General features: G+C 51.2%; 30 protein-coding genes. 25 read left to right on the top strand and 5 right to left on the bottom strand.

Going from position 1 to position 20557, the window contains the following annotated elements:
- Positions 1-86 precede the first annotated feature (86 nt).
- From MHZ89_RS07220 to MHZ89_RS07205, 4 genes are all read right to left on the bottom strand, one after another.
- Positions 87-356, bottom strand: coding sequence for a hypothetical protein (locus MHZ89_RS07220; protein WP_311782443.1), 270 nt, complete (start codon positions 354-356; stop codon positions 87-89).
- 427 nt (positions 357-783) lie between these two features.
- The gene (locus MHZ89_RS07215) at positions 784-1158 is read right to left on the bottom strand and encodes an ASCH domain-containing protein (RefSeq protein WP_311782442.1); all 375 of its coding nucleotides are present in this window, start codon (positions 1156-1158) and stop codon (positions 784-786) included.
- Positions 1136-2197, bottom strand: coding sequence for an N-acetyltransferase (locus MHZ89_RS07210; protein WP_311782441.1), 1062 nt, complete (start codon positions 2195-2197; stop codon positions 1136-1138). Before MHZ89_RS07210 ends, MHZ89_RS07215 begins: the two co-directional genes overlap by 23 nt.
- A gap of 86 nt (positions 2198-2283) precedes the next feature.
- Entirely contained in the window at positions 2284-2931 is a 648-nt protein-coding gene (locus MHZ89_RS07205) for a LexA family transcriptional regulator (RefSeq protein ID WP_311782440.1), read from the bottom strand.
- 108 nt (positions 2932-3039) lie between these two features.
- Between MHZ89_RS07205 and MHZ89_RS07200 the strand changes: the two genes are divergently transcribed.
- From MHZ89_RS07200 to MHZ89_RS07115, 18 genes are all read left to right on the top strand, one after another.
- Positions 3040-3258, top strand: coding sequence for a helix-turn-helix transcriptional regulator (locus MHZ89_RS07200; protein ID WP_081138937.1), 219 nt, complete (start codon positions 3040-3042; stop codon positions 3256-3258).
- 114 nt (positions 3259-3372) lie between these two features.
- Positions 3373-3663 carry a CII family transcriptional regulator gene (locus tag MHZ89_RS07195; RefSeq protein ID WP_311782439.1) on the top strand — a complete coding sequence of 97 codons (291 nt, stop codon included), beginning with the start codon at positions 3373-3375 and terminating at the stop codon, positions 3661-3663.
- Positions 3664-3737: 74 nt separating this feature from the next.
- The gene (locus tag MHZ89_RS07190; RefSeq protein ID WP_311782438.1) at positions 3738-4541 is read left to right on the top strand and encodes a hypothetical protein; all 804 of its coding nucleotides are present in this window, start codon (positions 3738-3740) and stop codon (positions 4539-4541) included.
- Positions 4538-5461: a replication protein gene (locus MHZ89_RS07185; protein WP_311782437.1), complete on the top strand. Its 924-nt coding sequence runs from the start codon at positions 4538-4540 to the stop codon at positions 5459-5461. Before MHZ89_RS07190 ends, MHZ89_RS07185 begins: the two co-directional genes overlap by 4 nt.
- Entirely contained in the window at positions 5458-6156 is a 699-nt protein-coding gene (locus MHZ89_RS07180; RefSeq protein WP_311782436.1) for a replication protein P, read from the top strand. The genes MHZ89_RS07185 and MHZ89_RS07180 overlap by 4 nt, the downstream gene beginning before the upstream one ends.
- Complete coding sequence (locus MHZ89_RS07175) at positions 6153-6308, top strand: hypothetical protein (protein ID WP_311782435.1); 156 nt, start codon at positions 6153-6155, stop codon at positions 6306-6308. Before MHZ89_RS07180 ends, MHZ89_RS07175 begins: the two co-directional genes overlap by 4 nt.
- Positions 6305-6511 (top strand): hypothetical protein, encoded by a 207-nt coding sequence (locus MHZ89_RS07170; RefSeq protein ID WP_311782434.1) that lies wholly within the window; start codon positions 6305-6307, stop codon positions 6509-6511. The genes MHZ89_RS07175 and MHZ89_RS07170 overlap by 4 nt, the downstream gene beginning before the upstream one ends.
- A 673-nt stretch (positions 6512-7184) precedes the next feature.
- Entirely contained in the window at positions 7185-7640 is a 456-nt protein-coding gene (locus tag MHZ89_RS07165; RefSeq protein WP_311782433.1) for a YbcN family protein, read from the top strand.
- Positions 7633-7869, top strand: coding sequence for a hypothetical protein (locus MHZ89_RS07160; RefSeq protein ID WP_311782432.1), 237 nt, complete (start codon positions 7633-7635; stop codon positions 7867-7869). Before MHZ89_RS07165 ends, MHZ89_RS07160 begins: the two co-directional genes overlap by 8 nt.
- A 309-nt stretch (positions 7870-8178) precedes the next feature.
- Positions 8179-8307 (top strand): protein NinF, encoded by a 129-nt coding sequence (locus MHZ89_RS22665; RefSeq protein ID WP_409373257.1) that lies wholly within the window; start codon positions 8179-8181, stop codon positions 8305-8307.
- The gene (locus MHZ89_RS07150) at positions 8300-8794 is read left to right on the top strand and encodes an HNH endonuclease (RefSeq protein ID WP_311782430.1); all 495 of its coding nucleotides are present in this window, start codon (positions 8300-8302) and stop codon (positions 8792-8794) included. The genes MHZ89_RS22665 and MHZ89_RS07150 overlap by 8 nt, the downstream gene beginning before the upstream one ends.
- Entirely contained in the window at positions 8784-9383 is a 600-nt protein-coding gene (locus MHZ89_RS07145; protein WP_311782429.1) for a recombination protein NinG, read from the top strand. Before MHZ89_RS07150 ends, MHZ89_RS07145 begins: the two co-directional genes overlap by 11 nt.
- Entirely contained in the window at positions 9380-9913 is a 534-nt protein-coding gene (locus MHZ89_RS07140; RefSeq protein ID WP_311782428.1) for an HNH endonuclease, read from the top strand. Before MHZ89_RS07145 ends, MHZ89_RS07140 begins: the two co-directional genes overlap by 4 nt.
- Positions 9910-10677, top strand: coding sequence for an antitermination protein (locus tag MHZ89_RS07135; protein WP_311782427.1), 768 nt, complete (start codon positions 9910-9912; stop codon positions 10675-10677). Before MHZ89_RS07140 ends, MHZ89_RS07135 begins: the two co-directional genes overlap by 4 nt.
- A gap of 733 nt (positions 10678-11410) precedes the next feature.
- The gene (locus MHZ89_RS07130) at positions 11411-11653 is read left to right on the top strand and encodes a phage holin (RefSeq protein ID WP_311782426.1); all 243 of its coding nucleotides are present in this window, start codon (positions 11411-11413) and stop codon (positions 11651-11653) included.
- 3 nt (positions 11654-11656) lie between these two features.
- A complete protein-coding gene (locus MHZ89_RS07125; protein WP_311782425.1) occupies positions 11657-12169 on the top strand; it encodes a lysozyme in 513 nt (170 codons plus the stop codon).
- Positions 12150-12602, top strand: a complete 453-nt coding sequence (locus MHZ89_RS07120; protein ID WP_409373235.1) for a lysis protein — start codon at positions 12150-12152, stop codon at positions 12600-12602. The genes MHZ89_RS07125 and MHZ89_RS07120 overlap by 20 nt, the downstream gene beginning before the upstream one ends.
- A 158-nt stretch (positions 12603-12760) precedes the next feature.
- Entirely contained in the window at positions 12761-13294 is a 534-nt protein-coding gene (locus MHZ89_RS07115; RefSeq protein ID WP_311782424.1) for a hypothetical protein, read from the top strand.
- A 132-nt stretch (positions 13295-13426) separates the two neighbouring features.
- On the opposite strand, the gene MHZ89_RS07110 is transcribed toward MHZ89_RS07115, so the two are convergent.
- Positions 13427-13966, bottom strand: a complete 540-nt coding sequence (locus MHZ89_RS07110) for a hypothetical protein (protein ID WP_311782423.1) — start codon at positions 13964-13966, stop codon at positions 13427-13429.
- A gap of 19 nt (positions 13967-13985) precedes the next feature.
- On the opposite strand from MHZ89_RS07110, the gene MHZ89_RS07105 reads away from it, so the two are divergent.
- The 7 genes from MHZ89_RS07105 to MHZ89_RS07075 all read left to right on the top strand — a co-directional run bounded on the left by MHZ89_RS07105 (position 13986) and on the right by MHZ89_RS07075 (position 20557).
- Complete coding sequence (locus tag MHZ89_RS07105) at positions 13986-14555, top strand: terminase small subunit (protein ID WP_311782422.1); 570 nt, start codon at positions 13986-13988, stop codon at positions 14553-14555.
- Positions 14542-16014, top strand: coding sequence for a DNA-packaging protein (locus MHZ89_RS07100; protein WP_311782421.1), 1473 nt, complete (start codon positions 14542-14544; stop codon positions 16012-16014). Before MHZ89_RS07105 ends, MHZ89_RS07100 begins: the two co-directional genes overlap by 14 nt.
- An 11-nt stretch (positions 16015-16025) precedes the next feature.
- A complete protein-coding gene (locus MHZ89_RS07095; RefSeq protein WP_311782420.1) occupies positions 16026-17483 on the top strand; it encodes an anti-CBASS protein Acb1 family protein in 1458 nt (485 codons plus the stop codon).
- The gene (locus MHZ89_RS07090) at positions 17437-18393 is read left to right on the top strand and encodes a phage minor head protein (protein ID WP_311782419.1); all 957 of its coding nucleotides are present in this window, start codon (positions 17437-17439) and stop codon (positions 18391-18393) included. Before MHZ89_RS07095 ends, MHZ89_RS07090 begins: the two co-directional genes overlap by 47 nt.
- Positions 18353-18853 (top strand): hypothetical protein, encoded by a 501-nt coding sequence (locus MHZ89_RS07085; protein WP_311783026.1) that lies wholly within the window; start codon positions 18353-18355, stop codon positions 18851-18853. The genes MHZ89_RS07090 and MHZ89_RS07085 overlap by 41 nt, the downstream gene beginning before the upstream one ends.
- 72 nt (positions 18854-18925) lie before the next feature.
- Complete coding sequence (locus MHZ89_RS07080) at positions 18926-20122, top strand: DUF2213 domain-containing protein (protein WP_311782418.1); 1197 nt, start codon at positions 18926-18928, stop codon at positions 20120-20122.
- A 3-nt stretch (positions 20123-20125) separates the two neighbouring features.
- Positions 20126-20557, top strand: a complete 432-nt coding sequence (locus MHZ89_RS07075) for a hypothetical protein (protein WP_311782417.1) — start codon at positions 20126-20128, stop codon at positions 20555-20557.

Here is a 20557-nt window from a genome sequence, read left to right as displayed (position 1 = left end):
AGTCGGTACGGGAGTGCCCTCCTCTCAGTTGTCTTATAGCGCCGCAGGACGCTTGATAAGTTCAATTTCCCCGGATTGCCGACATCCTAAATTAGCGGGATGCTCTTCCCGCGCATCTTCTGCACCGCGTGAATCTGGCGCCCGGCTTCGTTACTGACCTTCTGGTATTTGGTACTAACGCATAGCGCTACTTCTTCGTGCTTTTCGCGAATGCTCGGCGCCGATACAGCACGCGAAACGCGCTGGGCACTGACATCAACGCGGGCTTTACCTTCTGCCGCTTCTGCACGGCGTTTTGCGATCAGTTCGCCACGCTTGAGGTAGCGACGGCTGACGCTGTTGTTAGCTGCAAACATATTTACCTCCGGTAATTGGCTTAGGTGGCATGCTGGGCTATTGCTTTCCGCACTCGAACGGCTTAGTGAGCCTTTCTTGCATCCGTTAATTGCCAAACGCGCTCACAGCGTTACTCAGGTGGTTTTGCTTGCATCTCGTATCGCTCACCCAGCCACACCCCAAAGCCAACTGCTCTTTGGTCTCCCACAAGGGCGGGAGAAATAAACCCCATCAATGTTAAAGAGCGATCCAACGTCGTGTTGGGTACGTCGTCCTGCTGATAGGATTGATGTTCACATATTGTGATTTAATGGTCAATCACGTTTTGTGTATAAATTGAATGTAACACGTTATGTGTATGATTTTGGTGTGATTTTATTTTTGGCGGTGATCTTGAGGCACAAAAAAGCCCGCTCAGTGGCGGGCTAGTAGTGCAGATGTTTGGCTTTACGAAAGATATAAGTAAGACTGTGGAGGTTTTATACCCACTCCTAAACTGGAAATCGGTTGTGGTGCCGAGAACCTCTCAACATGTCCGATTTTAATAGCGAATGCCTTATCTCTACCTTGATAATAAGAGTCGTAAAAAGTCTTTGATATGCCAGCATAACGCTTCGTCTTGCTCCAAAGTGACTCAGGGTTATCACTTAATACATCATCGATCTGAAATTGCCCAACCACCTTGCCAACAGGCATGGTTGCATAGATAACAACAGTTGTGATTTTACTGTTTTTAAATATACCCTTTCTGAATTCGAATTTTTTGCTTCCATCTAATATCTTTTCAGCGAATTCGGGTTTAATTGACAATAAAACTTTCATCTATTTTACCTAGCTCTAGTATTTTTGCGAATTGATCATTACTCAATTCAAAGTGGCTCCAGCGGAAGCCCCTAGTACCATTTAGTCCAACCTGATCTATTAGGCTAGCACGATTCGGCCGCTTTGGTAAAGCTAAGTTGTAGGTAAATCTGACAATATAAGGGTATGTTCTTTCTTTATAGTATTTACGCAACTCTTCTTCAGAAAAAACGCTAAATTTAGAGCAATATTTAATGAAAGATTCAACATCTGGGAAATCATCCATGTGTCTTACTTTTTCAACAACACAAACAGAGCTTGCAACGGCACGATAATAAGCGGGACCTTTGCCATCGCCCGTTCTGTATATGACGATTATATCCCCGGGCTTCATACTGGCAACGCTTCTCATACCACATATATAGATTTTATGAATGCTGTTCGCATGTGATACGTCTTGAAGCATGTCAGGTGAGTCTGTTATCAACTTAGAGTCAGGAAAAAGTCGGGTATGAAATTCAGGGTAGATTGCTAGTAGAAACTTCCTTGCTCTTGCTGGGAGAACAAGAGGGTAATCAAGTAAAACGTCTCCATTAACCTCTGTCATTGAGCGTGCGTATACGAACTCCTTTCCGTTTACAGTTTCTTTCTCACCATGTTTGTAAAAACCATAAGCTTGGAAAAGCTTTATCAGGTGGTCATGCTTTTCGAAAATCGTAACGTAAATATCATCTGAGCGAGATGCTATTGCGTGGTCAAAGGCTTTCTTTAGGAATCTCTGCCCCCTCAAAGTACCCTTGGATTCAAATTTAAATGTGCCTATTTTTAAATGATTACCTGGAGGAAGATTGGGAGAGATATCTGAAGCATCATCGTTTTCCTTCAAGTACATAAACCCTTCGATATTATGAGCTTCATCATACAAAACGTATGCAAACTCGCCTGCATCAGCTTTCTTATTTAGCCATGCGGGGAATTCTTGATAATCGGCTTTTAACGAATCGAAAAACTTATCTTCATGTGAGAATTCGCTGAATCTTTGATGCTTTAAGCTATCCATCCTTGCCCTCCATTATATTAATTATTAAAGCAGCCTTATTTAATGTTCAATAATCAGGTTAATTATCTTGTAGTTACCTTTTCCTTTTACGCAAACGTCTCTTCCGGCCACTGAGCTTTAACTACCTTGCCGATGATGCGGATGCTGTGATCGCAGTCCAGAATCCTGTAAGCAGGGTTCAGAGGCACCAGGTAACTTACGCCACCATCCAGCTCGTACTTCTTGAAGGTTGCCTCTGAATCACCGTTCGCGGAAGCGACACAGAAGTCTCCTGTCTCAACCGGCTCCGCAGGATCGACCAGAATCAGCATCCCTTCAGGGAAGCTCGGACGAACGCCTTGCGGCGCGGTCATAGAGTGACCTTTTACCTCAAGCCAGAAAGCTTTCTCACTGGCTTTCTTGGTAGTTGCTACCCATGCCTTTGCATCACTCGCGGTATAACTGCCAACTTCTGAGAAGGGTCCAGCCTGGACATAAGCGAACAATGGGTATTCATATTGTCTGAAAACAGAATCAGCATCATCACCAAACATGATTTTGGCAGGTGACACTCCAAGGGCTGAACCAAGGATTACCGCGTCGTCAGCACTTACCTTACGCGTGCCTAACTCATAATTCCCCAGACGAGACGGAGCTGCCCAACCGCAAAGTTTGGCTAGCTGTACTTGGCTAAGTCCTTTTGCTTCACGTAGGGATTTGATCCTTTCCCCAATTAACTCATGCATTGTTTTCATCCAGTAAATTTACCACGGTTCGTGATTGCACTCCGTACACGAATTGAGGTTGACTGTTAATCACATTTTGTGTGTAATGCTTCAGTGTTTAATGTTATGGAGGCTGCAATGAACAACATTGCACAGCAGCGAAAGAAAATCGGAGTTTCGCAAGCTGTCTTGGCTTCAGCTATTGGTTGGGGCCAATCCCGCATCGCCAACTATGAACTGAACATCCGTACTCCAAGCCTTAATGACTGCCGAGCAATCATTGAAGGCTTAAAAAAACTGGGCTGCAAGTGCTCGCTAGATGAAGTCTTCCCACCGTCCAAAGATAAAGCAGCTTAAGCAACATCGTTCTTTAACACTCTGAAACCTGCCCCCGCCCGTGTGGGGAAACCTCAAGTGACGTGCTCACTGCAATGTCACGCAACCAATTAACCAACAAAGGAATTATCCAAGATGGAACATGCAACTCAAAGCAAGAACGCGCGCCGCATTGAATCGGCGTTGTTGAACAAGCTGGCGTCTATCAGTCAGAAGACGTTCGCAGAAAAGTTGGGGATTGCGGAGTACCAGGTAAGCCGCATGAAGAAGAATTTTTTCCGCCAAATGTCTATGGCTATCGACATCCTGGAGTACGGGATTGTTGATGACGACGCGGCCCAGCTGGCTAAAGCGGTAGCGAAGGAAGTAGCCCTGATTCTGGGCAAAGAAAAGGCCCCGAGCTGCGGGAACAGCTTCGAGGCCTGATGCGAAAAGACTGGATCAATTCACAGGAGTAATTATGAAGCAACCAATCAACGTTTTCAATCTTAGAGGCGCCAATGGCTAAGAACTCAATCGACGCTTACGGCGCCAGCGGTAAAAGCAACGTGCTGTTTTTCGAGCCGGCCGCACTACATCTGGTAACTGACCCATCACACCCGCTTTATGACGAGCGTATTCATCTGCCTATCGACGAAGCGATGGTGCTGAACATCATGGATCAAGGCGTTCTGGAGCCGGTGCTGTGCTGGAAGGATCCTGAATCCGGTAAGGTCTGTGTGGTAGACGGCCGTCAGCGTGTCAGGCATAGCCTGGAGGCAAATGCTCGACTGACGGCAGAAGGTAAAGAACCAGTACTGGTACCAGCAATCGCCAAGCGGGGATCCGCAGTGCGCATGTCCCAGTATCTGGTCAGCGCGAACGAAATCCGGCGCGCCGATACACCGCTGGGTCGGGCGAAGAAGATGGCGGCGATGATTGAACGCGGCCACGATGAGCAGGATTTAGGGCTCCTTTTCGGCTGCAGCCTTCAGACCGTAAAAGCTACTCTGGCGCTGCTGGACTGCACGCAGGCAGTGCAGGACGCAGTAGAGGGCGGACAGGTGACACTCACTCACGCCCGCCAGCTTTCAGCTATGACCCCTGATGAGCAGCGCGCCAAAGTAAAAGAGCTGGCGCAGGTCGTGACTGAAGTGAAAGGCCACGAACGCGCCCGCCGCCAGCGCGCGGTGATGGGTGAAAGCAAACCCCGCATTAAATCCCGCAAAGAAATCTCTCAGGCACTCACTGAAGCGACCGGCGACTACGCTGCGGCGCTGCGATGGGTGCTGGGTGAGGAAACCTCGCATGGGGAGGCAACATGAGCCTCGCTCTTGCAAATGTAACACCAATCAGGCCCGAACTCCGGGCCGTGGAGCAACGTGTGGCAGACACAGACGACGGATATACGCGTCTGGCAAACGAGCTGTACGAAGAGCTGATAGGGGCCAACCTGACCAGGAATCAGGCGAAGGTGGCGCATGCTGTTTGCCGGAAAACATACGGCTTCAACAAAAAGATGGATCGCATTGCTGACAGCCAGATAAGCCAGCTCACCAGACTGCCGAGGCAGAAGGTGAACAAGGCGAAAAACGAGCTAATTCAGATGGGTGTTTTGGTCCGGGAAGGCATGCTAATTGGGCCTAATAAGAACCTCGCTGCGTGGCAAATTCCAGAGTGTCACCAAGATGGTGTCACTGTCACCAAAACAGTGACAAAAGGTGTCACCAAAACGGTGACAGCGTTGTCACCAAAACAGGGACACACAAAAGACACTATTACAAAAGACAAAAAAGACATTAAACATACGTCCGAGAATTCTGGCGAATCCTCTGACGAGCGTCTGAAAAGTCTTCCTGTTGTCCGGCCTGATGCAGCGGTTCATTCACCGAGGGGCGACAAGTGGGGAACCGCTGATGACCTTCTGGCTGCTCAGTGGATTTTTAGCCGGGTTCAGGTGATCACCCCGACAGCGCAGCAACCCAACTGGCCCGCCTGGGCAAACGATATCCGCCTGATGCGCGAATCCCTGACTGTCAGCCACCGGGAAATCTGCGAGGTCTTCACCTGGGCGAACGGCAATCAGTTCTGGCAGACAAATATCCTCAGCCCGTCGAAGCTGCGCAAGCAGTGGGCGACCCTTAAAGCGCAGATGAGCCAGCCAGCTCGCAATGCGCCATCCAGTTCACAGCAGCAGGTTCCGCACTGGAACGACCGCAGAGAGTGGGAGGAAAATTTCATATGAGAAATCTCGTAGCCGCAATAAACAATCGCGACAGCAGCGCGCTGGCCCGCATGGCTGGTGACGGCCCGCAGCCGGTAGACCGTGGCGTTAACGAAACCGTTGAGCGTCTGGTCGACATGCTGTTCATGAGCCTCAAGCAGGTTTTTCCCGCATCAGTCAGCACAGCGCTGAAAGACCCGCGAGACGAGGCCTCGGCAAAGCGCCAGTGGATCGCCGCCTTCGCCGAAAACGACATCAGCACGAAGCAGCAGCTGTCGGCCGGCATGAAGCACGCCCGCGCCAGCGCATCGCCGTTCTGGCCGTCACCTGGACAGTTTATCGAATGGTGCAAGCAGGGCGAACTTCGCTCCGCTGGTCTGCCGGACGAAGACGGGCTGTATGACATGGTGATGAAATACTCCGCCCGCCGCGGTCTGATCGACAGCCCCGAAGCTTATCCGTGGGAAAGCAACGCCGCATACTGGATGGTCACCGGCCTGTACAGCACTATGCGCGCCAACAACCTCTCTGAGTCTGAGCTGCGCGCCAAATGCCGCGCCGAGCTTCGAAGGATGGCATCGCGTATCGAGTCGGGCGAAGAAATTCCGCCACCCCGCGCGCAGCTGGAAAAGCTCTACATGCCGACAGCCAGCGAAAAGGCCCTAGACAACATTGCCCGGTTGAAAGCGCTTGTCAGGCAAGGGAGACCATCATGAGCGACAGCATCCGCAGCAGCTTCGAACGTTTTTATCAAAGCGTTCACGGCGACAGGCACAGCATGACACGCTCGCACCTCGGCTATCAGGATGAGGCTGTCGATCGCGCGTTTTTCTTCTGGCTGGCCGGACGGGAAGGAGCGAGAGCATGACGCAGGTTACGCAGCTGATTATCAGACCCTCGCATGACCAGACCCGCAACCTGCTGCTGGCAATCATCGACGTCGCCCGTAAGCAACCGCCTTCACACGAAACGCTGACGCATATCCGCACGCTGGCAGCTGAGGCGCTGGACATGATGAGCGATTCGCGTTCCGACAAAGACGGTAAGAAAAAGGTCAGGAGTGAATTTTGAAAGAGAAGATTAAAAGGCCTTGCTAACAAGCGAGAGGTGAATAGCTCTTCAATTAGCGAAGAACGTTATTTGGAAGCCCTCAAAGGTGCGTAACCAGTTCTCAATCGGCAAAAAAATGAGAACTAGCGAATAAAGTCTAAAATAAAATTAATATTTCTAATCAAAAATGGGATACCAATGCCTTATTCAGCAGCCTCATTGTCAATCCTCCGTTCTATGCGAGAAAAAGCAAAATACATGTTGAGAGGTGATAAAAGCCATGGTTTTCAGATCCGCTACAACTCTGTTACCAAGAAACGAGAAGACAGAACAGCCTTGAGCCTAATCCCACTGGAAAAGGAAGGTTTAATAAAATTTGAGTCTGAACCCTTAAACCCCCTGAAATATTACAAAGTTGTTATAACGGTGAAAGGTACAAAGCTTTTGGAAGAGAACGACGTTTAAGTTCATTAAATCTCAAACCAGAGGCAATGATTACCGTGAAAGTAGCGCGGAGAAAATCTGATGAACAACTCAATTCCCTTCAAGCACTCTGAGCACGTCATATCTGACGATGAGTTTGAATCACTGGTAACTGAAGTGACCACATACGCTCGCAAATACCATGACTATCAATCCTTGCCGAGTGTAATGCGCAAGGTGCTAAGCGACGCACTAAAGAGAGACAAGCGCGATGGAAATAGCGAAGGACGGCATACGCCTTCATAAATCGAACTTCAGCGCCATCGGGCAACAAATCCTCCCCATGCTCGACTCTGGCGAAACCTACCGGCTGATCATCAAGCCGTGGCGCGAGAAGCGCAGCCTCAACCAGAACGCCTTATCCCACATGTGGTACAGCGAAATCAGCGACTGGCTCATCCGGCGCGGCAAAGACTTTGCCTCTCCTGAGTGGGTAAAAGACGCGATGAAGCACACCTATCTCGGCTACGTGGAGCGGGAAATGATCGATGTGGTGACAGGGGAAACAACAGTCATCCGATCGCTGAAGCACACCTCAGACCTCGATACCGGCGACATGCATTTCTACCTCACGCAGGTAGAAGGCTGGGCGCTGAACTTAGGGTGCAGGCTGACGGTCCCGGCTGACAGCGAATACATGAAACTGAAGGACAAACAAAATGGGTAGAAAAAGCACCTGGACACAGCAGGAACTTGAGTACGTTGAGCGCGTGGCCGGGAAGGTTCCGCCAGAGGTTATTGCCAGTGCGATCAACAAGCCGCTCAGCACGCTGAGAACCAAAGCCAACGTTATAGGGCTCGGCTTACGCGTCCCGAAACGCATACTCGAAAAGCACTGGCCTGAGTATCTGAAAAAGAACGGGGGCAGCCATGCGGCAAACGTGGTTCACTCATGACCCTGTAGATACCGATACCGCCAACGAACTCCTTTCACGCTACGCCGCCCGCAACATCCAGACCAAAAAGACACTCGCCCTCGACCCACGCCTCTGGCTGGTCAGCGCGCTGCTGCCTGAAGGAAACCGCGAACCACGGAGAGACTCGACTTATGAGCACAAATGCTGGCATTAAGCGCTGCTGCAGCTGCACCACCGTGCTGACCAGTGAGGACAAATACCGATTCGGGGTTAACTGTGAAATCTGCGAAGAAGACGCCTGGTATTACGAGCACCTCGATTATCTCCCGTTCCACGCCGCCGGGCGATATGTCCGCTATCAGCTGCGCTGGTTGTGGTACGCCTCTGCCGCCGGGATGGGTATATGCCTGCGCCCGCTGCTGCGCTGGCTGGATGCAAGACGTAAACTTTCGAATGCACGGAGAGAGCGATGAGTGACATCACAGCTGACGAGCTTAAAAGACTGTTTGAATACAATCCTGACACAGGTGTTTTCATACGCAGAAAATCGCTAGGTCCGTGCGCAGCAGGGGCGATAGTAAGGACTAAGGCCCTGAATGGTTACCTTTCAGTGATGGTCAATGGAAAAGGCTATCTCCTGCACAGGCTTGCTTGGCTCATAACTACAGGCGGCTGGCCTATTGGGCAGATTGACCATGTGGACGGGAACCGCTCGAACAATGCGATAAGTAATCTGCGCGACGCTTCAGGCTCTCAAAATCAATACAACAAGAAGAGGCAAGGTAACAACACGTCTGGCTTCAAGGGTGTCAGCTATCACAAAAAAACGAGGCGTTTTCGGGCGTCGATTAACGTCAATGGAAAGCAAATAAGCCTTGGATATTTTGATACAGCTCAGCGCGCTCATCAGGCATACGTTGATAAGGCTCGTGAAATAGCAGGAGGATTTGCTAATGCCGGTTGAAAAGATGCCTCGGCGAAAATGCAAGATATGCCGTGAGTGGTTTCACCCCAAATTCAGTAACGAGTGGTGGTGTTGCCCGGAACACGGTTATCAGTACAGCCAGCTACTTCTTGTGAAGAAGAAACTGGAAGCCGAACGACGACGAAGAGAACAAACCCAGCAGGAAAAGCGCCACACCAAAATCCGCAAGTTAGCAGTACAGCCCCTCAGTTACTTCCATAAGCAAGCCCAGTCCGCCTTCAACGAATATATCCGCACCCGTGATGCCTCCGAACCATGCATCAGCTGCGGACGCTTCCATGAAGGGAAATATGACGCCGGGCACTACCGCACTCGCGGCGCATCACCGGCCACGCGTTACGACGAAACCAACTGCCATAAGCAATGCGTTCCGTGTAACCAGCACCTGTCCGGCAACATCGAAAACTACACGCCAAACCTGATTAAAAAAATCGGGCAGGCCGCTTTCGATCGTCTCATGGGGCCGCACCCGGTGAAGAAGTGGACGCGGGAAGAGTTGCAGGAACTGGCTGCGCACTACCGGCAGAAAACCAGAGAGCTGATTAAGCAAAGGAGCGAAGCAGCATGAGCCTTGAAGCAACTATTATCGGGGAGTTAGCAGAACACCCATTGACCTTACATTATCACTTGATTTTTGAATATAAGGATGGGGAATTGTATTGGAAAGATAGCCCAAACAACAAGGTGAAAAAGGGTTCGCTTGCTGGCTCCGTTGACGTCAAGGGATACCTGCGTGTGAGAGTGAATGGGAAGTGGTTAATGCAGCACCGGGTTGTTTGGGTGATGCACCATGGAGATATACCTCATGGCATGCAGATAGATCATATAAACCACAATCGAACAGACAACAGGATTGATAACCTTCGCGTTGTTGACGGTATCGGCAATGGAAGAAACCGTACGCAGCATAAAAATAACTCATCAGGCGCAACAGGGGTTTATTTCAAGCCATCACATAGGAAATGGGGTGCGCAGATAAGGGTAAAAGGTAAAAACAAGCACCTGGGTTATTTCGCAAGCATTGAGGATGCCATCGCGTCAAGGAAAGCGGCTGAAGTTGAATACAACTTTCATGAAAATCATGGGGCTATCAAATGAATCTTGAGAATGCAGTTAAGTTTTTCTCACCTAAAAGCACCTCTATCAGCGATACGTCCTCATCAACCTCTCCGGATAGGCTTACTTCATCAGATATCATGATGGGGTTCGGGTTTGCCCAAAGCCGCGCGCCGCTGGGTTACGCTGCTTTCATGGGGAAAGTGGGAGTAAGTGAGAACGACGCCGCACGCGCCGTATCCCTGTTAACTGAATTTGCACTACAGACCTGCGACCGGGTTGCCGCCCTTCGCAAGCTCGATACAGATATTAAAACAGCAGTGATGCAAGTGCTCGCAACTTACGCGTACATGGATTATTGCCGCAGCGCCGCCAGCGTGAAGCCTTGCGAATGTTGCCAGGCGATGGGTTTTATCGAGGCGAACGTGTTTTCGATGAAATCACCACTTTCCGGCGGGCATACCAGAAACGTTAAAGAGACCGTACGCGTGCTGTGCAAGCAGTGCGGCGGGAAGGGTATCGTTTCGTCGGCGTGCCGGGACTGCAACGGGCGAGGGCGCGCGGTGATGCGCAAAGAGACGGAGCTGCAGGGCGTGCCGGTCATGGGTGACTGCAAGCGCTGCTGCGGGCGAGGGTACGAGCGCATCCCGTCAACTCAGGCCCATGAGGCAGTATGCGGAATCACTGATGTTATTAGCCTAGACACATGGAAGAAGAGCGTAAAGCTGTTTTATGAAACCCTGATTGGCAAACTGGAAATTGAGGAGTCTTGGGCAAACGCAGCCCTGAATAAGGTCACTGCATAGCGCGGCATGAAATAGCCCATTATTTTTTAGTGGGCTATTTACTTTTCCCGAAACTGGGGATACGATTCCTAACAGTGAAAGCTACGTCTTGTTGTTGAGCGGCAACATAGAAAATCAGTCCACGGCTTCAAAGTGGGTACTAAAGCCCTGCGGATATAGGCCGTGGGGCTTTTTTTTGGCCTGAATTCTTGCAGCCAGCAGGAACGCCTCGACTCTGAATTGAAAGGGCGGGAACCAAAGCCGCTGGTGGATCATGAATACATGGCTGAACCAGCCGAGAGAATAACCTGTGTACAGCAACAAGAGGCTGTATTGCTTAGGATTATTCTTAGGGCTTATAATGCGCTTAATGCGGTGAATCCCCCTATGCGGAGGGGTGGAATCCGAATAAGCATAAAGCTTGATATGTCGCACGGGATGGACTTTTTCGGGTTTGCTATCTCACCGGGAGGCACCCGGCACCGCAGAAAATAGATTAACAAGGCACTGCTTCGGCGGTGCCTTTTTCGTTTTCGCCCCTGCCCATCACTGCACACTTCGAATCTAGCGATTTGGGGCAGAGGGCGATTTTTACCCATAAAAAAATCCGCACTCAGGCGGATTCTTCAATGTTGACTACGCAACGGCAAGCGGGGCTTTTTCTCTCGGCAATATTAAAGCTAACCGGGCTTGCTCAGTTCAGAAAGTAGACAATTCCTAATTGAGCCAGCTCCCTCAACACAGAGGGGGTCACATGAGTATCGATATGAGCAAACTGGCTTCGGGCGCAGCGTATGGCGCGTCTGCCGGGACAATTGCCAACGGTCTTCTGACAAGGCTGAGTCCCGATGAATGGAGCGCCGTAGGTGTCCTGGCCGGTATTGTGGTCGCCCTGCTAACGCTCGGCATCAACTGGTATTACAAACGCAAAGCCACACTGGCGCAGATCAAAGCTCTGCAACGCTGGCCTACCGCGCCCGACCTCAACGAGGAATAACCCATGGCAATGTCAAACTCACTGCGGAACAAGCTGATCACTGCCGCAGGTGGCGGAGCCATGCTTATCGCTACGGTATTCCTCGGTGGCAAGGATGGCGTGGAAGGGCGCGTGTACGATCCGTATAAGGACGTAGCTGGAGTCTGGACGGTCTGTGATGGTCATACAGGCACCGACATCATCAAAGGCAAGAAGTACACCGACCGGGAATGCGACCGTCTGCTGTGGAACGACCTGCAGCCGGTAAAGAAGACGGTCGATAGCTTGGTCAAAGTGCCGCTGAATGAATATCAGCGCGCTGCGCTTTACAGCTTCACCTACAACGTCGGTTCCGGCGCATTCTCTAAATCAACGTTACTTAAGAAGCTGAACGCTGGCGATCAGGATGGTGCGTGTGAAGAGCTACGCCGCTGGGTCTATGCCGGTGGCATGAAGTTTCGCGGCCTAATGAATCGCCGCGACATGGAGCGTTCAATGTGCCTGGCGGAGAGTCCAGATGATCTGGCTGGCAAATAACTGGCGTTTTCTGGTTGCCATACTGCTGAGCCTATGTCTTTGTTTGTTTGCCTTACTGGCTGACAGCTATAGGGATAAATACCAGGCAGCAAAGAACCTGGCAGAAGCGCAGCAGGAAACAATCAACGACCTGCAGCGCCGACAGCAAAGCGTTGCCGCTCTCGATGTCAAATACACGAAGGAGCTAGCCGATGCTCAGGCGACTATCGATCAGCTGCATGATGACGTTGCTTCTGGCAAGCGCCGGTTGCAGCTCAACGCCACCTGCACGAAGCAATCCGCCTCCGGCGCCGCCGGCATGGATGATGCAGCCAGCCCCGGACTTACTGACTCCGCTGAACGGGATTATTTCACCCTCAGAAGTCGAATCGAACTCGCCGGAAAGCAAATAGCCGGCCTGCAGCAGTACATAAGAGAGCAATGTCTGAAGTGAACATCACAGGGCGCGTTAAAGCATTGCGCTCGATGATGGCTGCATGAGCATATCCTGCATGTAGCAGATAGTGACGATGAGAAACGGCGCAAAAATGATTTTTCTTTCTCAAGAATTACCGCCCTTGTACGATACTCCTTTTTAGAAAAGGAGGTTGCATGGTTAGTACTTGGGGTACCGTTTGCGTCGGAATCATCTCTTCATTATCTGCGCTAATAGCTTGCTGGATGGCTAACAAATCCGCAGAGAAAAGACTTGATAAACAAATTGAGTTGGAAAGGCAAAGGGAATGGCAAAAGGTAAGAATAGGTAAAGCTGAAGAGATATATGCATCCTTAATAAAGTTTAACTCCTTAATTTTTTCTACGCATATGCAGTGGGTATCATTTGCTAGAAAGGAAACCACTCTAGACAAAATGGTAGAAAACATTGAGGCTCAGCCGAAAAACGATGCTCCCTTGATGAAAGCTAGAATTGGTGTTTACTTTCCCGAGTTGTTGCCAGATTTTATAGAGATAAAAAATCTAACCGAACCAGCTAACAAATGTTATTTTTCCATGGTTTCAGGGAAAAATATTGATGATGCAGAACGTAGAGAATTTATAAAAATTATATTTGAATCAAATGAAAGGTTTATTGCTGGGATTGATTCTTTACTTGCAAAGCTTAGCAACAAGATATCCGAACAGTAACCGCCTCCGGGCGGTTTTTTATTGGGGACAACATGGCGAAGCTACGCATCACAGTAAACGGGCATGATGATGGCTGCCATACCATCTCCTGTGTCACGATTAGCCTCGCTGGGAAATGTCTCGAAGCTGGAGCTAATGGGACTTAGGATAAGATGAAATTATCTGCAAGTTAATCAATTTCCTTGGATTAACGGTCACCTCATCCTCTTCGAGATAGCGGCTGTGCTCGTTTGGCACTGAAAAAATAGCATTAGATGGGGCGTAAGCTTCTAAGAGAAGACCATTACCTTTACATGCATTGAGTCCGCGGGCAAAACGCTCAGCAATTTCACGATTAGCTGTCCAGCAAAACCCTATTAAACCTGACTTAAATCTTATTTCGTTCTCACCGCGAAATACGGTCATCCCCTCCCCACTATATGGGGGCATAAGCTTAGAAAGTAAGAACGCCACGGCTTCGTCATCATTTATTTGATTGCGAATGATGTGTCCACTTTCAACCCATGTAATGTGAAAAGCATTCTGAAGAGCAGCAGTTATCAAACCCGAATCTGACATGCGCTGCACAAATGGCAACCAATCAGAGTTATCGTGCACGGATTGGAGCAGCAACTTTTCTTCAGATGGTTTTTTTCTGTATAGGAAGTATTGAGATAAATCTTCTGGTTCCATAAATCACCCGGACAAAACTATGGCACTCACCGACAAACAAGAGATGTTCTGTCGCGAGTACCTCCTCGATTTGAACGCCACGCAAGCAGCCATTCGGGCGGGGTACAGCGAAAAGACCGCCAACGAACAGGGCGCGCAGAACTTAGCGAAACTTAGTATCGCGCAACGCATTATTGAACTTAAAGCAGAGCGTAACGAAAGGGTAGAGGTAAACGCAGATTACGTGCTGCGTCGCTTGGTCGAGATTGACGAAATGGATGTGCTCGACATCCTGAAGGATGACGGAGGCCTGAAGATGGTCCACGAATGGCCGAAGGTATGGCGCACCACATTAAGTGGCCTGGACATTCTCACCACCGTTACCAACTTCGACGAAACGACCATGGAGAACATCCTCAAAAAAATTAAATGGCCGGATAAGGTGAAAAACCTTGAGCTGCTTGGTAAGCACATCAGCGTAATGGCTTTTAAAGAGCAGGCGGCACACGAGCATACCGGCAAGAACGGCGGGCCGATTGAAGTGGCCACGCTGACGAAAGACGAATACAAGGCTGTACGGCGGGAGATGCTGGAGGATGACGACTGCTGAGCAGAAGACATACGCCCGTAAGATAGAGTGCGAGGAGGACGGTCTTTACTTCTCACGCTACTTCTTCAAACAGCGTACCGGCGGCAAGATGATCGTCGCGCCTCATCACCGGGTGATACAGCAGACGCTGGACCGGGTAATCGACGGTGAAATAAAACGTCTGATCATCAACGTTCCGCCTGGCTACACCAAAACCGAACTGGCAACCATCAACATGATGGGCCGCGGGCTGGCCCTGAACAGCCGCGCCCGCTTCATGCACCTGTCCTATTCGCATAACCTCGCGCTGCTGAATTCCTCAACTGCCCGCACCATGATTAAGTCGAAGGCTTATCAAGCGATGTGGCCCATGGAGCTGCGCGACGATGCTGACAGTAAGGCGATGTGGTGGAACGAGCTCGGGGGCGGGGTTTATGCGTCGTCGGCTGCTGGTCAGGTTACTGGCTTTCGTGCCGGGCATATGGAACCAGGCTGGCAGGGCGCGCTGCTGATTGATGACCCGGTTAAACCTGACGATGCTTACAGCGAAACTGTTCGCGGTGGCGTAAACAACCGGTTTAACGAAACCATCAAATCCCGTCTGGCCGTTGAAACTACGCCGATGATTGTGATTATGCAGCGCATCCACTATCACGACCTGAGTGGCTACCTGCTGCGGGGTGGCAGCGGGGAAATGTGGCATCACCTCAATCTGCCGGTCATCATCGACAACAGCCAGTCTTATGCTGAGCAGTACCCGGACAACACCCACGCAATCCCGATTGAACACGGCCTGCCTGATGGCTGGCTGTGGCCGTTCAAACACAACGAATCGCATCGTGTCTCGCTGTTCTCTCACCGGCGCACCGCTGAAGCTCAGTACATGCAGAATCCCAAACGTTTCAACGCCGAGGGCGCGCTGTGGGACGAGGAGATGATCAGCGCTGCTCATGAAATGCGTATCACCAAAGAACTGACGCGTACCGTGGTTGCAGTCGATCCGCAGGCTACGAACAGTGAAGAGAGCGACGAGTCAGGCATTGTGGTTGCCAGCGTATACGGGAACGGCGATGAGAGGCAGTACAGCACCGACGCCGACTACAGCGGCAAGTATTCCCCTAATGGCTGGGCAACACGGGCAATGCAGGCCTATCACGAGCATAAGGCTGACGCGATCGTGATTGAAACCAACCAGGGTGGCGATATGGCTGAAGATACTCTGGTGAACGCCGGGTTTACCGGCAGGGTCATCCGCGTGCATGCCAGTAAGGGCAAATACGCCAGAGCTGAGCCTATATCAGCCCTGTATGCGCAGGGCCGCGTAGCGCATCGCGGCAGCCTCTACACGCTGGAAAATCAGCTGATGGAATATGTGCCGACCACCGCAAAGAAATCACCCGACAGGCTGGACGCAATGGTCTATGCCCTGACCGAATTAAGAGAGCCGCAAATCACCGGCATGTTGGTGCGTAAGCGCTGACGGAGGACAACGTGACACCAGTTAAATTGAATGCGCTGTCCGTGGCAATTAACAGCCTGGCGGAGGGGCGCGCTCGTGCACTGTACGGGCAGTATGTTGGCAAATCGGGGAATACCAAGCGCCAGCGCATCTATCAGGAGTTTGGCTACCCAAACCATCTGACCTTCGACGACTTCTACAACGCCTACGAGCGCAACGCTATTGCGGGCGCCGCAGTCAAGCGCATGGCAGATGGCTGCTGGGAAGATTACCCGGAGGTGTTTGAGGGGGAGAAGTCGAAGGATGCCGAAGCCGAGTCTGAGTGGGATAAAAAGTTAAAGCGCCTGCTCAAGCGATGCTGGAAGCAAATTAAGGATGCCGATCGCCGTAACATGGTTGGCCGATATTCAGCGCTGCTTATCCAGCTGCGGGATAGCGGGCGATGGAGTGAACCGGCCAATAAAACAGTTATTGGCAGAACGGCAGATAAGGCTCTGGTTAAGCTGATCCCGGTATGGGAATCGCAGCTGGATGTCAGCGAGTGGGATAACGACCCCGACAGCGAAAGCTTCGGGCAGCCGAAGATGTACAGCTTCACCGAACTTCCGGTTGAAGGGCAGCAGGGTGGCGCACCGGCGCGACAAATTAGCATCCATCCTGATCGCGTGATTATCCTCGCTGAAGGTGCTGATGATGGTCTGCTGACGTCTGGTGTTCCTCTGCTGCGGCCCGGCTATAACAAGTTGCTGGACATTGAGAAGGTATCAGGTGGCAGCTCCGAGGGATTTCTGAAGAATGCCAGCCGTCAGCTTAACTTTGCCTTCAGCGAGAAAACCGACTTTCGCGCGCTGGCTGCAGCTCTTGGCGTTGCGGATGGCGATCTGGCGGACGCGCTTAATGAACAGGTAGTCCGTCTTAACCAGAGTACTGACGCAGCAACATTCATGCAGGCTGGTTCGGCTGAAGTTTTATCCGTTGCCGCCGCTGACCCAGAACCCACCTGGCGCACTTCACTCAGCGAATTCTGCGCAACGATACCGATGCCGGTGAAGATACTCATTGGTCAGGTAACGGGTGAGCGTGCATCCTCTGAGGATATGAAGGACTGGGCGAAAACCCGCATGTCACGCCGCAATGGTTTCCTTTCTGAAGTAATTGAGACGCTGGTGCGCCGATTCTGGGCTATCGGGCTAATCGCCCCGGCGGCAAACGAAGAGATAACCGTCTCATGGTCCGATCTGCTGGCACCGTCGCAGGCTGACCGAATCGACAATATGGCGAAGATGGCCGATGTTGCCCAGAAAACTCAGCAGGCCTTTGGCCGCGCCGCAGTGAAAGAAAACGAGATTCGCGCAGTGGGTGAACTGCAGACGCTTCCCGAGTATGAGCCGGAGCAACCGCCCGATCTGAATAAAAAACCACCCGGAAAGGACCCGCTGACAGATGACAAACCAACAGCTGATCCGAACGCCGGTAATTCCCCGCAATAAAGCAGACCCGACACAGTCAGCCCGTCCGGTTAACCGGATGTTCCGTGACATCGAAGGCCGTTATCTCCGCATAAAAGTGGCGCTTAAACAGTTATTCGATGAGCGCATGACCGGGCGCGAACGTGCTTCAAACCAGAAATCTCATGCTGTGCATGGCAATGTCATCTATCAGGTGAACGCCGGAGCGTATATCTACGACATGACGGCTGCGCAACTGGCAGATCTGCTGCAGCGCGTGCAAATCATCCTGGACGATGCATTACTTGAGGGCGGGAGCAACAACCTGTGGGCACTGAGCTACGTCGCTGACGAGTATGAGCGCGGCACGCATCAGGCATTCACTAACCTGTCTGTTCAGTCGCCGATATACGAGCAGCAAACCACGCTCCAGCAGCTACTCAGTTCTCCGGCTTACCAGAATCAGGTCGCGGCTGCTTACGTCTCCACTTACAGCGACTGGCGCCTCGAGTCGGACAGGGCGCGCGGCGATCTGGCAAATGTAATTTCCGGTGCGGTAGGCAGAGGTATCAATCCGCGAGAGACAGCGCGGATCGTCAGTCAGCGCCTTGATGTGTCGATGGTCAGAGCCAAGAACATGGCGCAGACAGAGCAGGTAGGGGCGTTGCGGGAGGCGCAGTGGAATGAAACCGAATGGTCAAAAGAGCGGCTTGGCCTAAACACGTCTCTGTTGCACCTTTCAGCACTAAAGCCAACCACGCGAACCAGCCACGCTTTCTGGCATGGGAAGACGCGCACGGTTGAGGAAGTTCGTGAATGGTACAGCCGTGATGGCAACCGCTTTCACTGCTACTGCAGCCAGATACCGGTCATACTTGGTGACGATGGCAAAATAGTTAATGAAGGGCTTATTGAAAGGCTGGATAAGGAAAAGAAAGAATGGCAGCATTAAAGGCGTAATCATAACAACTAATGAGTTCGTCTTTGTAAAAAGGATCTTTATGCGCTGTCGCTCATCTATAAAAGCCTTTGTGGCCGTAATGCTCGTGTCTCTTACTTCCGTACAAGCTAATGAATCGAAAGTCATGCAAGCTCAATTTGAATTGGGTACTGCTTTAACTAAGTTAGGTTTATTAACTAATTCATTTACAGAAAAAGGCATGCAGTCTCCAAGTATCGCTGGAGCCAATGCAGCTCAAGACATGACTTCATCCCTGGATAAAATCATTGTTGATGGTTTGCAGCATAATGCTTCATGCGATCGCATTCAGGAAGTGATGAATAGCAAAATTGCTAATATGTATGATGATAAAGAAGGTGAGCTTGGTGATGCTGCAAAAAAAGCAGCGAATGGCGTTAAAGTGGCTCTCAGAAATTACGTAGAAGTACAATGTGCCAATCTAACCGAATAATTAACTCAAAATTTATAGAAACCCGCTACGGCGGGTTTTTTATTGCCTTTAATTTACCTACGAGGAACCAGCATGAAACGCAATCGCGTTAACGTGCTGACCGTCGTCAACTCCGCTTCAAACATCATTACCGAAATCATCGACGGCAAGCCACATATCGTGGTTCGCGGCATCACGCCTGTTGTTGATGATATCGTGATGAATCGGAAGTTGTACCCGGCAGCAGAAATTGGCAAGGCGTATAACACGCTGGAGCGAAACCCGATGCCGCTGGGTCACCCCAAGGTTGACGGCAGGCATGTCTCAGCGCGCGATGTTCGCGCAGTCAACAACTACCACGTTGGTGCCTGGCTTCAGAACGTCAGCCATGCAGACGGAAAGGTAACGGGCGACATGTACGTTGACCGCCGCTATGCCGAATCCAGCGAGAAGGGTAAACGCCTGATTAACCGCCTGGATGAAATGGCAGCCGGCACCAACTCCGAACCGATCCATATCTCTACCGGCCTACTTTATTCGGGCATTGCCGCTAACGGCGAGTCAAAGGGCAAAAAGTACAACGAGATCGCCACCAACATGATGTTTGACCATGTTGCGGTTCTGCTTGATGAGCCGGGCGCCGGCACGCCAGATGAAGGCGTAGGCATCTTCGTTAACTCTGAGGGCGAAGAGCAGGAGTTAGAAGTAGTCAACCTGGCAGAATCCGAGACGCCCGATCCGGCTTTACCCCAAGACCCCGCACTTAAAACACTATTCAACCAGCTAAAGGCGTTCTTCAGCGCCAACAGCAATTCCGTCAAAGAGGAAACAAACCCGATGAAAGAACTCATCACCAATGCGCTGAAAGCGAAAGGCATCGACGTTGTAGGTAAGTCTGATGCTGAGCTGATGGACGCTTATAACCAGATGGCAGCTGATGACGCTAAAGCGAAAGCTGAAGCCGATGAAAAGGCCAGGAAAGAGAAGGAAGAGGCTGAGAAGAAGGCCAAGGAGACGGCAACGAACAGCGAGCAGGCCCCGGCGTGGTTTAAGCCGTTTGCCGACAAACTGACCACCATTGAAAGCGGCCTCGCAGTTAACGCCGATAAAGAAAAGGGCGAAAAGCGCAATGCCGTGAAAGCCAAGTTTGGCCTGGACGATCTGGCCGCCAACGCCCTCGATGGTGCAGCACTGGATGGCCTGTATGCACAGTGCCAGACCACTACCGGCCTCAACGGTTCTTTCCGTCAGGTCAACTCTAACCAGTCCCTCAGCGAAATGCCGGAGTAAAAAATGGCGAAAGATGGAAAGCATGTAATTCACGCTGGCGGCGTGTTCCCTAATCCGCTGCTTAATCGCGAAGGTGCAGCAGCTGCGGCCACTGCGCCGGGCACTATCGGCTTCTTCGACGCGGGCAAATTTACTGCGTCTGTAGCAGGCGCTGAAAATGCCATCTTGTACGTGGCGAATATGGATTATCTGCGCTGCATGGGCGTGGATGACACCATCGCCGCTGGCGAAAACTTAGTGGCTATTCAGCCGCTTCCGGGCCTGTTTCTGAACGTCCGCGCAGCTGCCGGCACCTATAAGAAAGGCCAGCCCGTCGCCGTTGCTGCTGGCCGCATTACTGCAGTTGCGGATGACGCCGCTGTATTCGCTTACGTCGAAGAAGACCGCGCTGTCACCGCAGCAGCTGGCGATCTTATTCGTGTCGTGTTCAAGTAA

Origin of the sequence: Pantoea sp. ACRSB (assembly GCF_022346905.1) — a bacterium.
In the GTDB taxonomy this organism is placed as follows: domain Bacteria; phylum Pseudomonadota; class Gammaproteobacteria; order Enterobacterales; family Enterobacteriaceae; genus Pantoea; species Pantoea piersonii.
Note: the sequence above shows the minus strand (reverse complement) of the source record. Positions and strands in the feature narration are given on the sequence as shown.

Excerpts from the sequence above, each read along its gene's own strand:
- MHZ89_RS07150 (WP_311782430.1), top strand. The coding sequence starts at position 8,300 with ATGAGTGACATCACAGCTGACGAGCTTAAAAGACTGTTTGAATACAAT.
- MHZ89_RS07210 (WP_311782441.1), bottom strand. The coding sequence starts at position 2,197 with ATGGATAGCTTAAAGCATCAAAGATTCAGCGAATTCTCACATGAAGAT.
- MHZ89_RS07195 (WP_311782439.1), top strand. The coding sequence starts at position 3,373 with ATGGAACATGCAACTCAAAGCAAGAACGCGCGCCGCATTGAATCGGCG.
- MHZ89_RS07120 (WP_409373235.1), top strand. The coding sequence starts at position 12,150 with ATGATCTGGCTGGCAAATAACTGGCGTTTTCTGGTTGCCATACTGCTG.
- MHZ89_RS07135 (WP_311782427.1), top strand. The coding sequence starts at position 9,910 with ATGAATCTTGAGAATGCAGTTAAGTTTTTCTCACCTAAAAGCACCTCT.
- MHZ89_RS07160 (WP_311782432.1), top strand. The coding sequence starts at position 7,633 with ATGGGTAGAAAAAGCACCTGGACACAGCAGGAACTTGAGTACGTTGAG.
- MHZ89_RS07170 (WP_311782434.1), top strand. The coding sequence starts at position 6,305 with ATGACGCAGGTTACGCAGCTGATTATCAGACCCTCGCATGACCAGACC.
- MHZ89_RS07190 (WP_311782438.1), top strand. The coding sequence starts at position 3,738 with ATGGCTAAGAACTCAATCGACGCTTACGGCGCCAGCGGTAAAAGCAAC.
- MHZ89_RS07200 (WP_081138937.1), top strand. The coding sequence starts at position 3,040 with ATGAACAACATTGCACAGCAGCGAAAGAAAATCGGAGTTTCGCAAGCT.
- MHZ89_RS07165 (WP_311782433.1), top strand. The coding sequence starts at position 7,185 with ATGGAAATAGCGAAGGACGGCATACGCCTTCATAAATCGAACTTCAGC.
- MHZ89_RS07105 (WP_311782422.1), top strand. The coding sequence starts at position 13,986 with ATGGCACTCACCGACAAACAAGAGATGTTCTGTCGCGAGTACCTCCTC.
- MHZ89_RS07115 (WP_311782424.1), top strand. The coding sequence starts at position 12,761 with ATGGTTAGTACTTGGGGTACCGTTTGCGTCGGAATCATCTCTTCATTA.
- MHZ89_RS07100 (WP_311782421.1), top strand. The coding sequence starts at position 14,542 with ATGACGACTGCTGAGCAGAAGACATACGCCCGTAAGATAGAGTGCGAG.
- MHZ89_RS07175 (WP_311782435.1), top strand. The coding sequence starts at position 6,153 with ATGAGCGACAGCATCCGCAGCAGCTTCGAACGTTTTTATCAAAGCGTT.
- MHZ89_RS07080 (WP_311782418.1), top strand. The coding sequence starts at position 18,926 with ATGAAACGCAATCGCGTTAACGTGCTGACCGTCGTCAACTCCGCTTCA.
- MHZ89_RS07145 (WP_311782429.1), top strand. The coding sequence starts at position 8,784 with ATGCCGGTTGAAAAGATGCCTCGGCGAAAATGCAAGATATGCCGTGAG.
- MHZ89_RS07075 (WP_311782417.1), top strand. The coding sequence starts at position 20,126 with ATGGCGAAAGATGGAAAGCATGTAATTCACGCTGGCGGCGTGTTCCCT.
- MHZ89_RS07205 (WP_311782440.1), bottom strand. The coding sequence starts at position 2,931 with ATGAAAACAATGCATGAGTTAATTGGGGAAAGGATCAAATCCCTACGT.
- MHZ89_RS07140 (WP_311782428.1), top strand. The coding sequence starts at position 9,380 with ATGAGCCTTGAAGCAACTATTATCGGGGAGTTAGCAGAACACCCATTG.
- MHZ89_RS07130 (WP_311782426.1), top strand. The coding sequence starts at position 11,411 with ATGAGTATCGATATGAGCAAACTGGCTTCGGGCGCAGCGTATGGCGCG.
- MHZ89_RS07125 (WP_311782425.1), top strand. The coding sequence starts at position 11,657 with ATGGCAATGTCAAACTCACTGCGGAACAAGCTGATCACTGCCGCAGGT.
- MHZ89_RS07215 (WP_311782442.1), bottom strand. The coding sequence starts at position 1,158 with ATGAAAGTTTTATTGTCAATTAAACCCGAATTCGCTGAAAAGATATTA.
- MHZ89_RS22665 (WP_409373257.1), top strand. The coding sequence starts at position 8,179 with ATGTCCGCTATCAGCTGCGCTGGTTGTGGTACGCCTCTGCCGCCGGGA.
- MHZ89_RS07220 (WP_311782443.1), bottom strand. The coding sequence starts at position 356 with ATGTTTGCAGCTAACAACAGCGTCAGCCGTCGCTACCTCAAGCGTGGC.
- MHZ89_RS07180 (WP_311782436.1), top strand. The coding sequence starts at position 5,458 with ATGAGAAATCTCGTAGCCGCAATAAACAATCGCGACAGCAGCGCGCTG.
- MHZ89_RS07110 (WP_311782423.1), bottom strand. The coding sequence starts at position 13,966 with ATGGAACCAGAAGATTTATCTCAATACTTCCTATACAGAAAAAAACCA.
- MHZ89_RS07090 (WP_311782419.1), top strand. The coding sequence starts at position 17,437 with ATGACAAACCAACAGCTGATCCGAACGCCGGTAATTCCCCGCAATAAA.
- MHZ89_RS07185 (WP_311782437.1), top strand. The coding sequence starts at position 4,538 with ATGAGCCTCGCTCTTGCAAATGTAACACCAATCAGGCCCGAACTCCGG.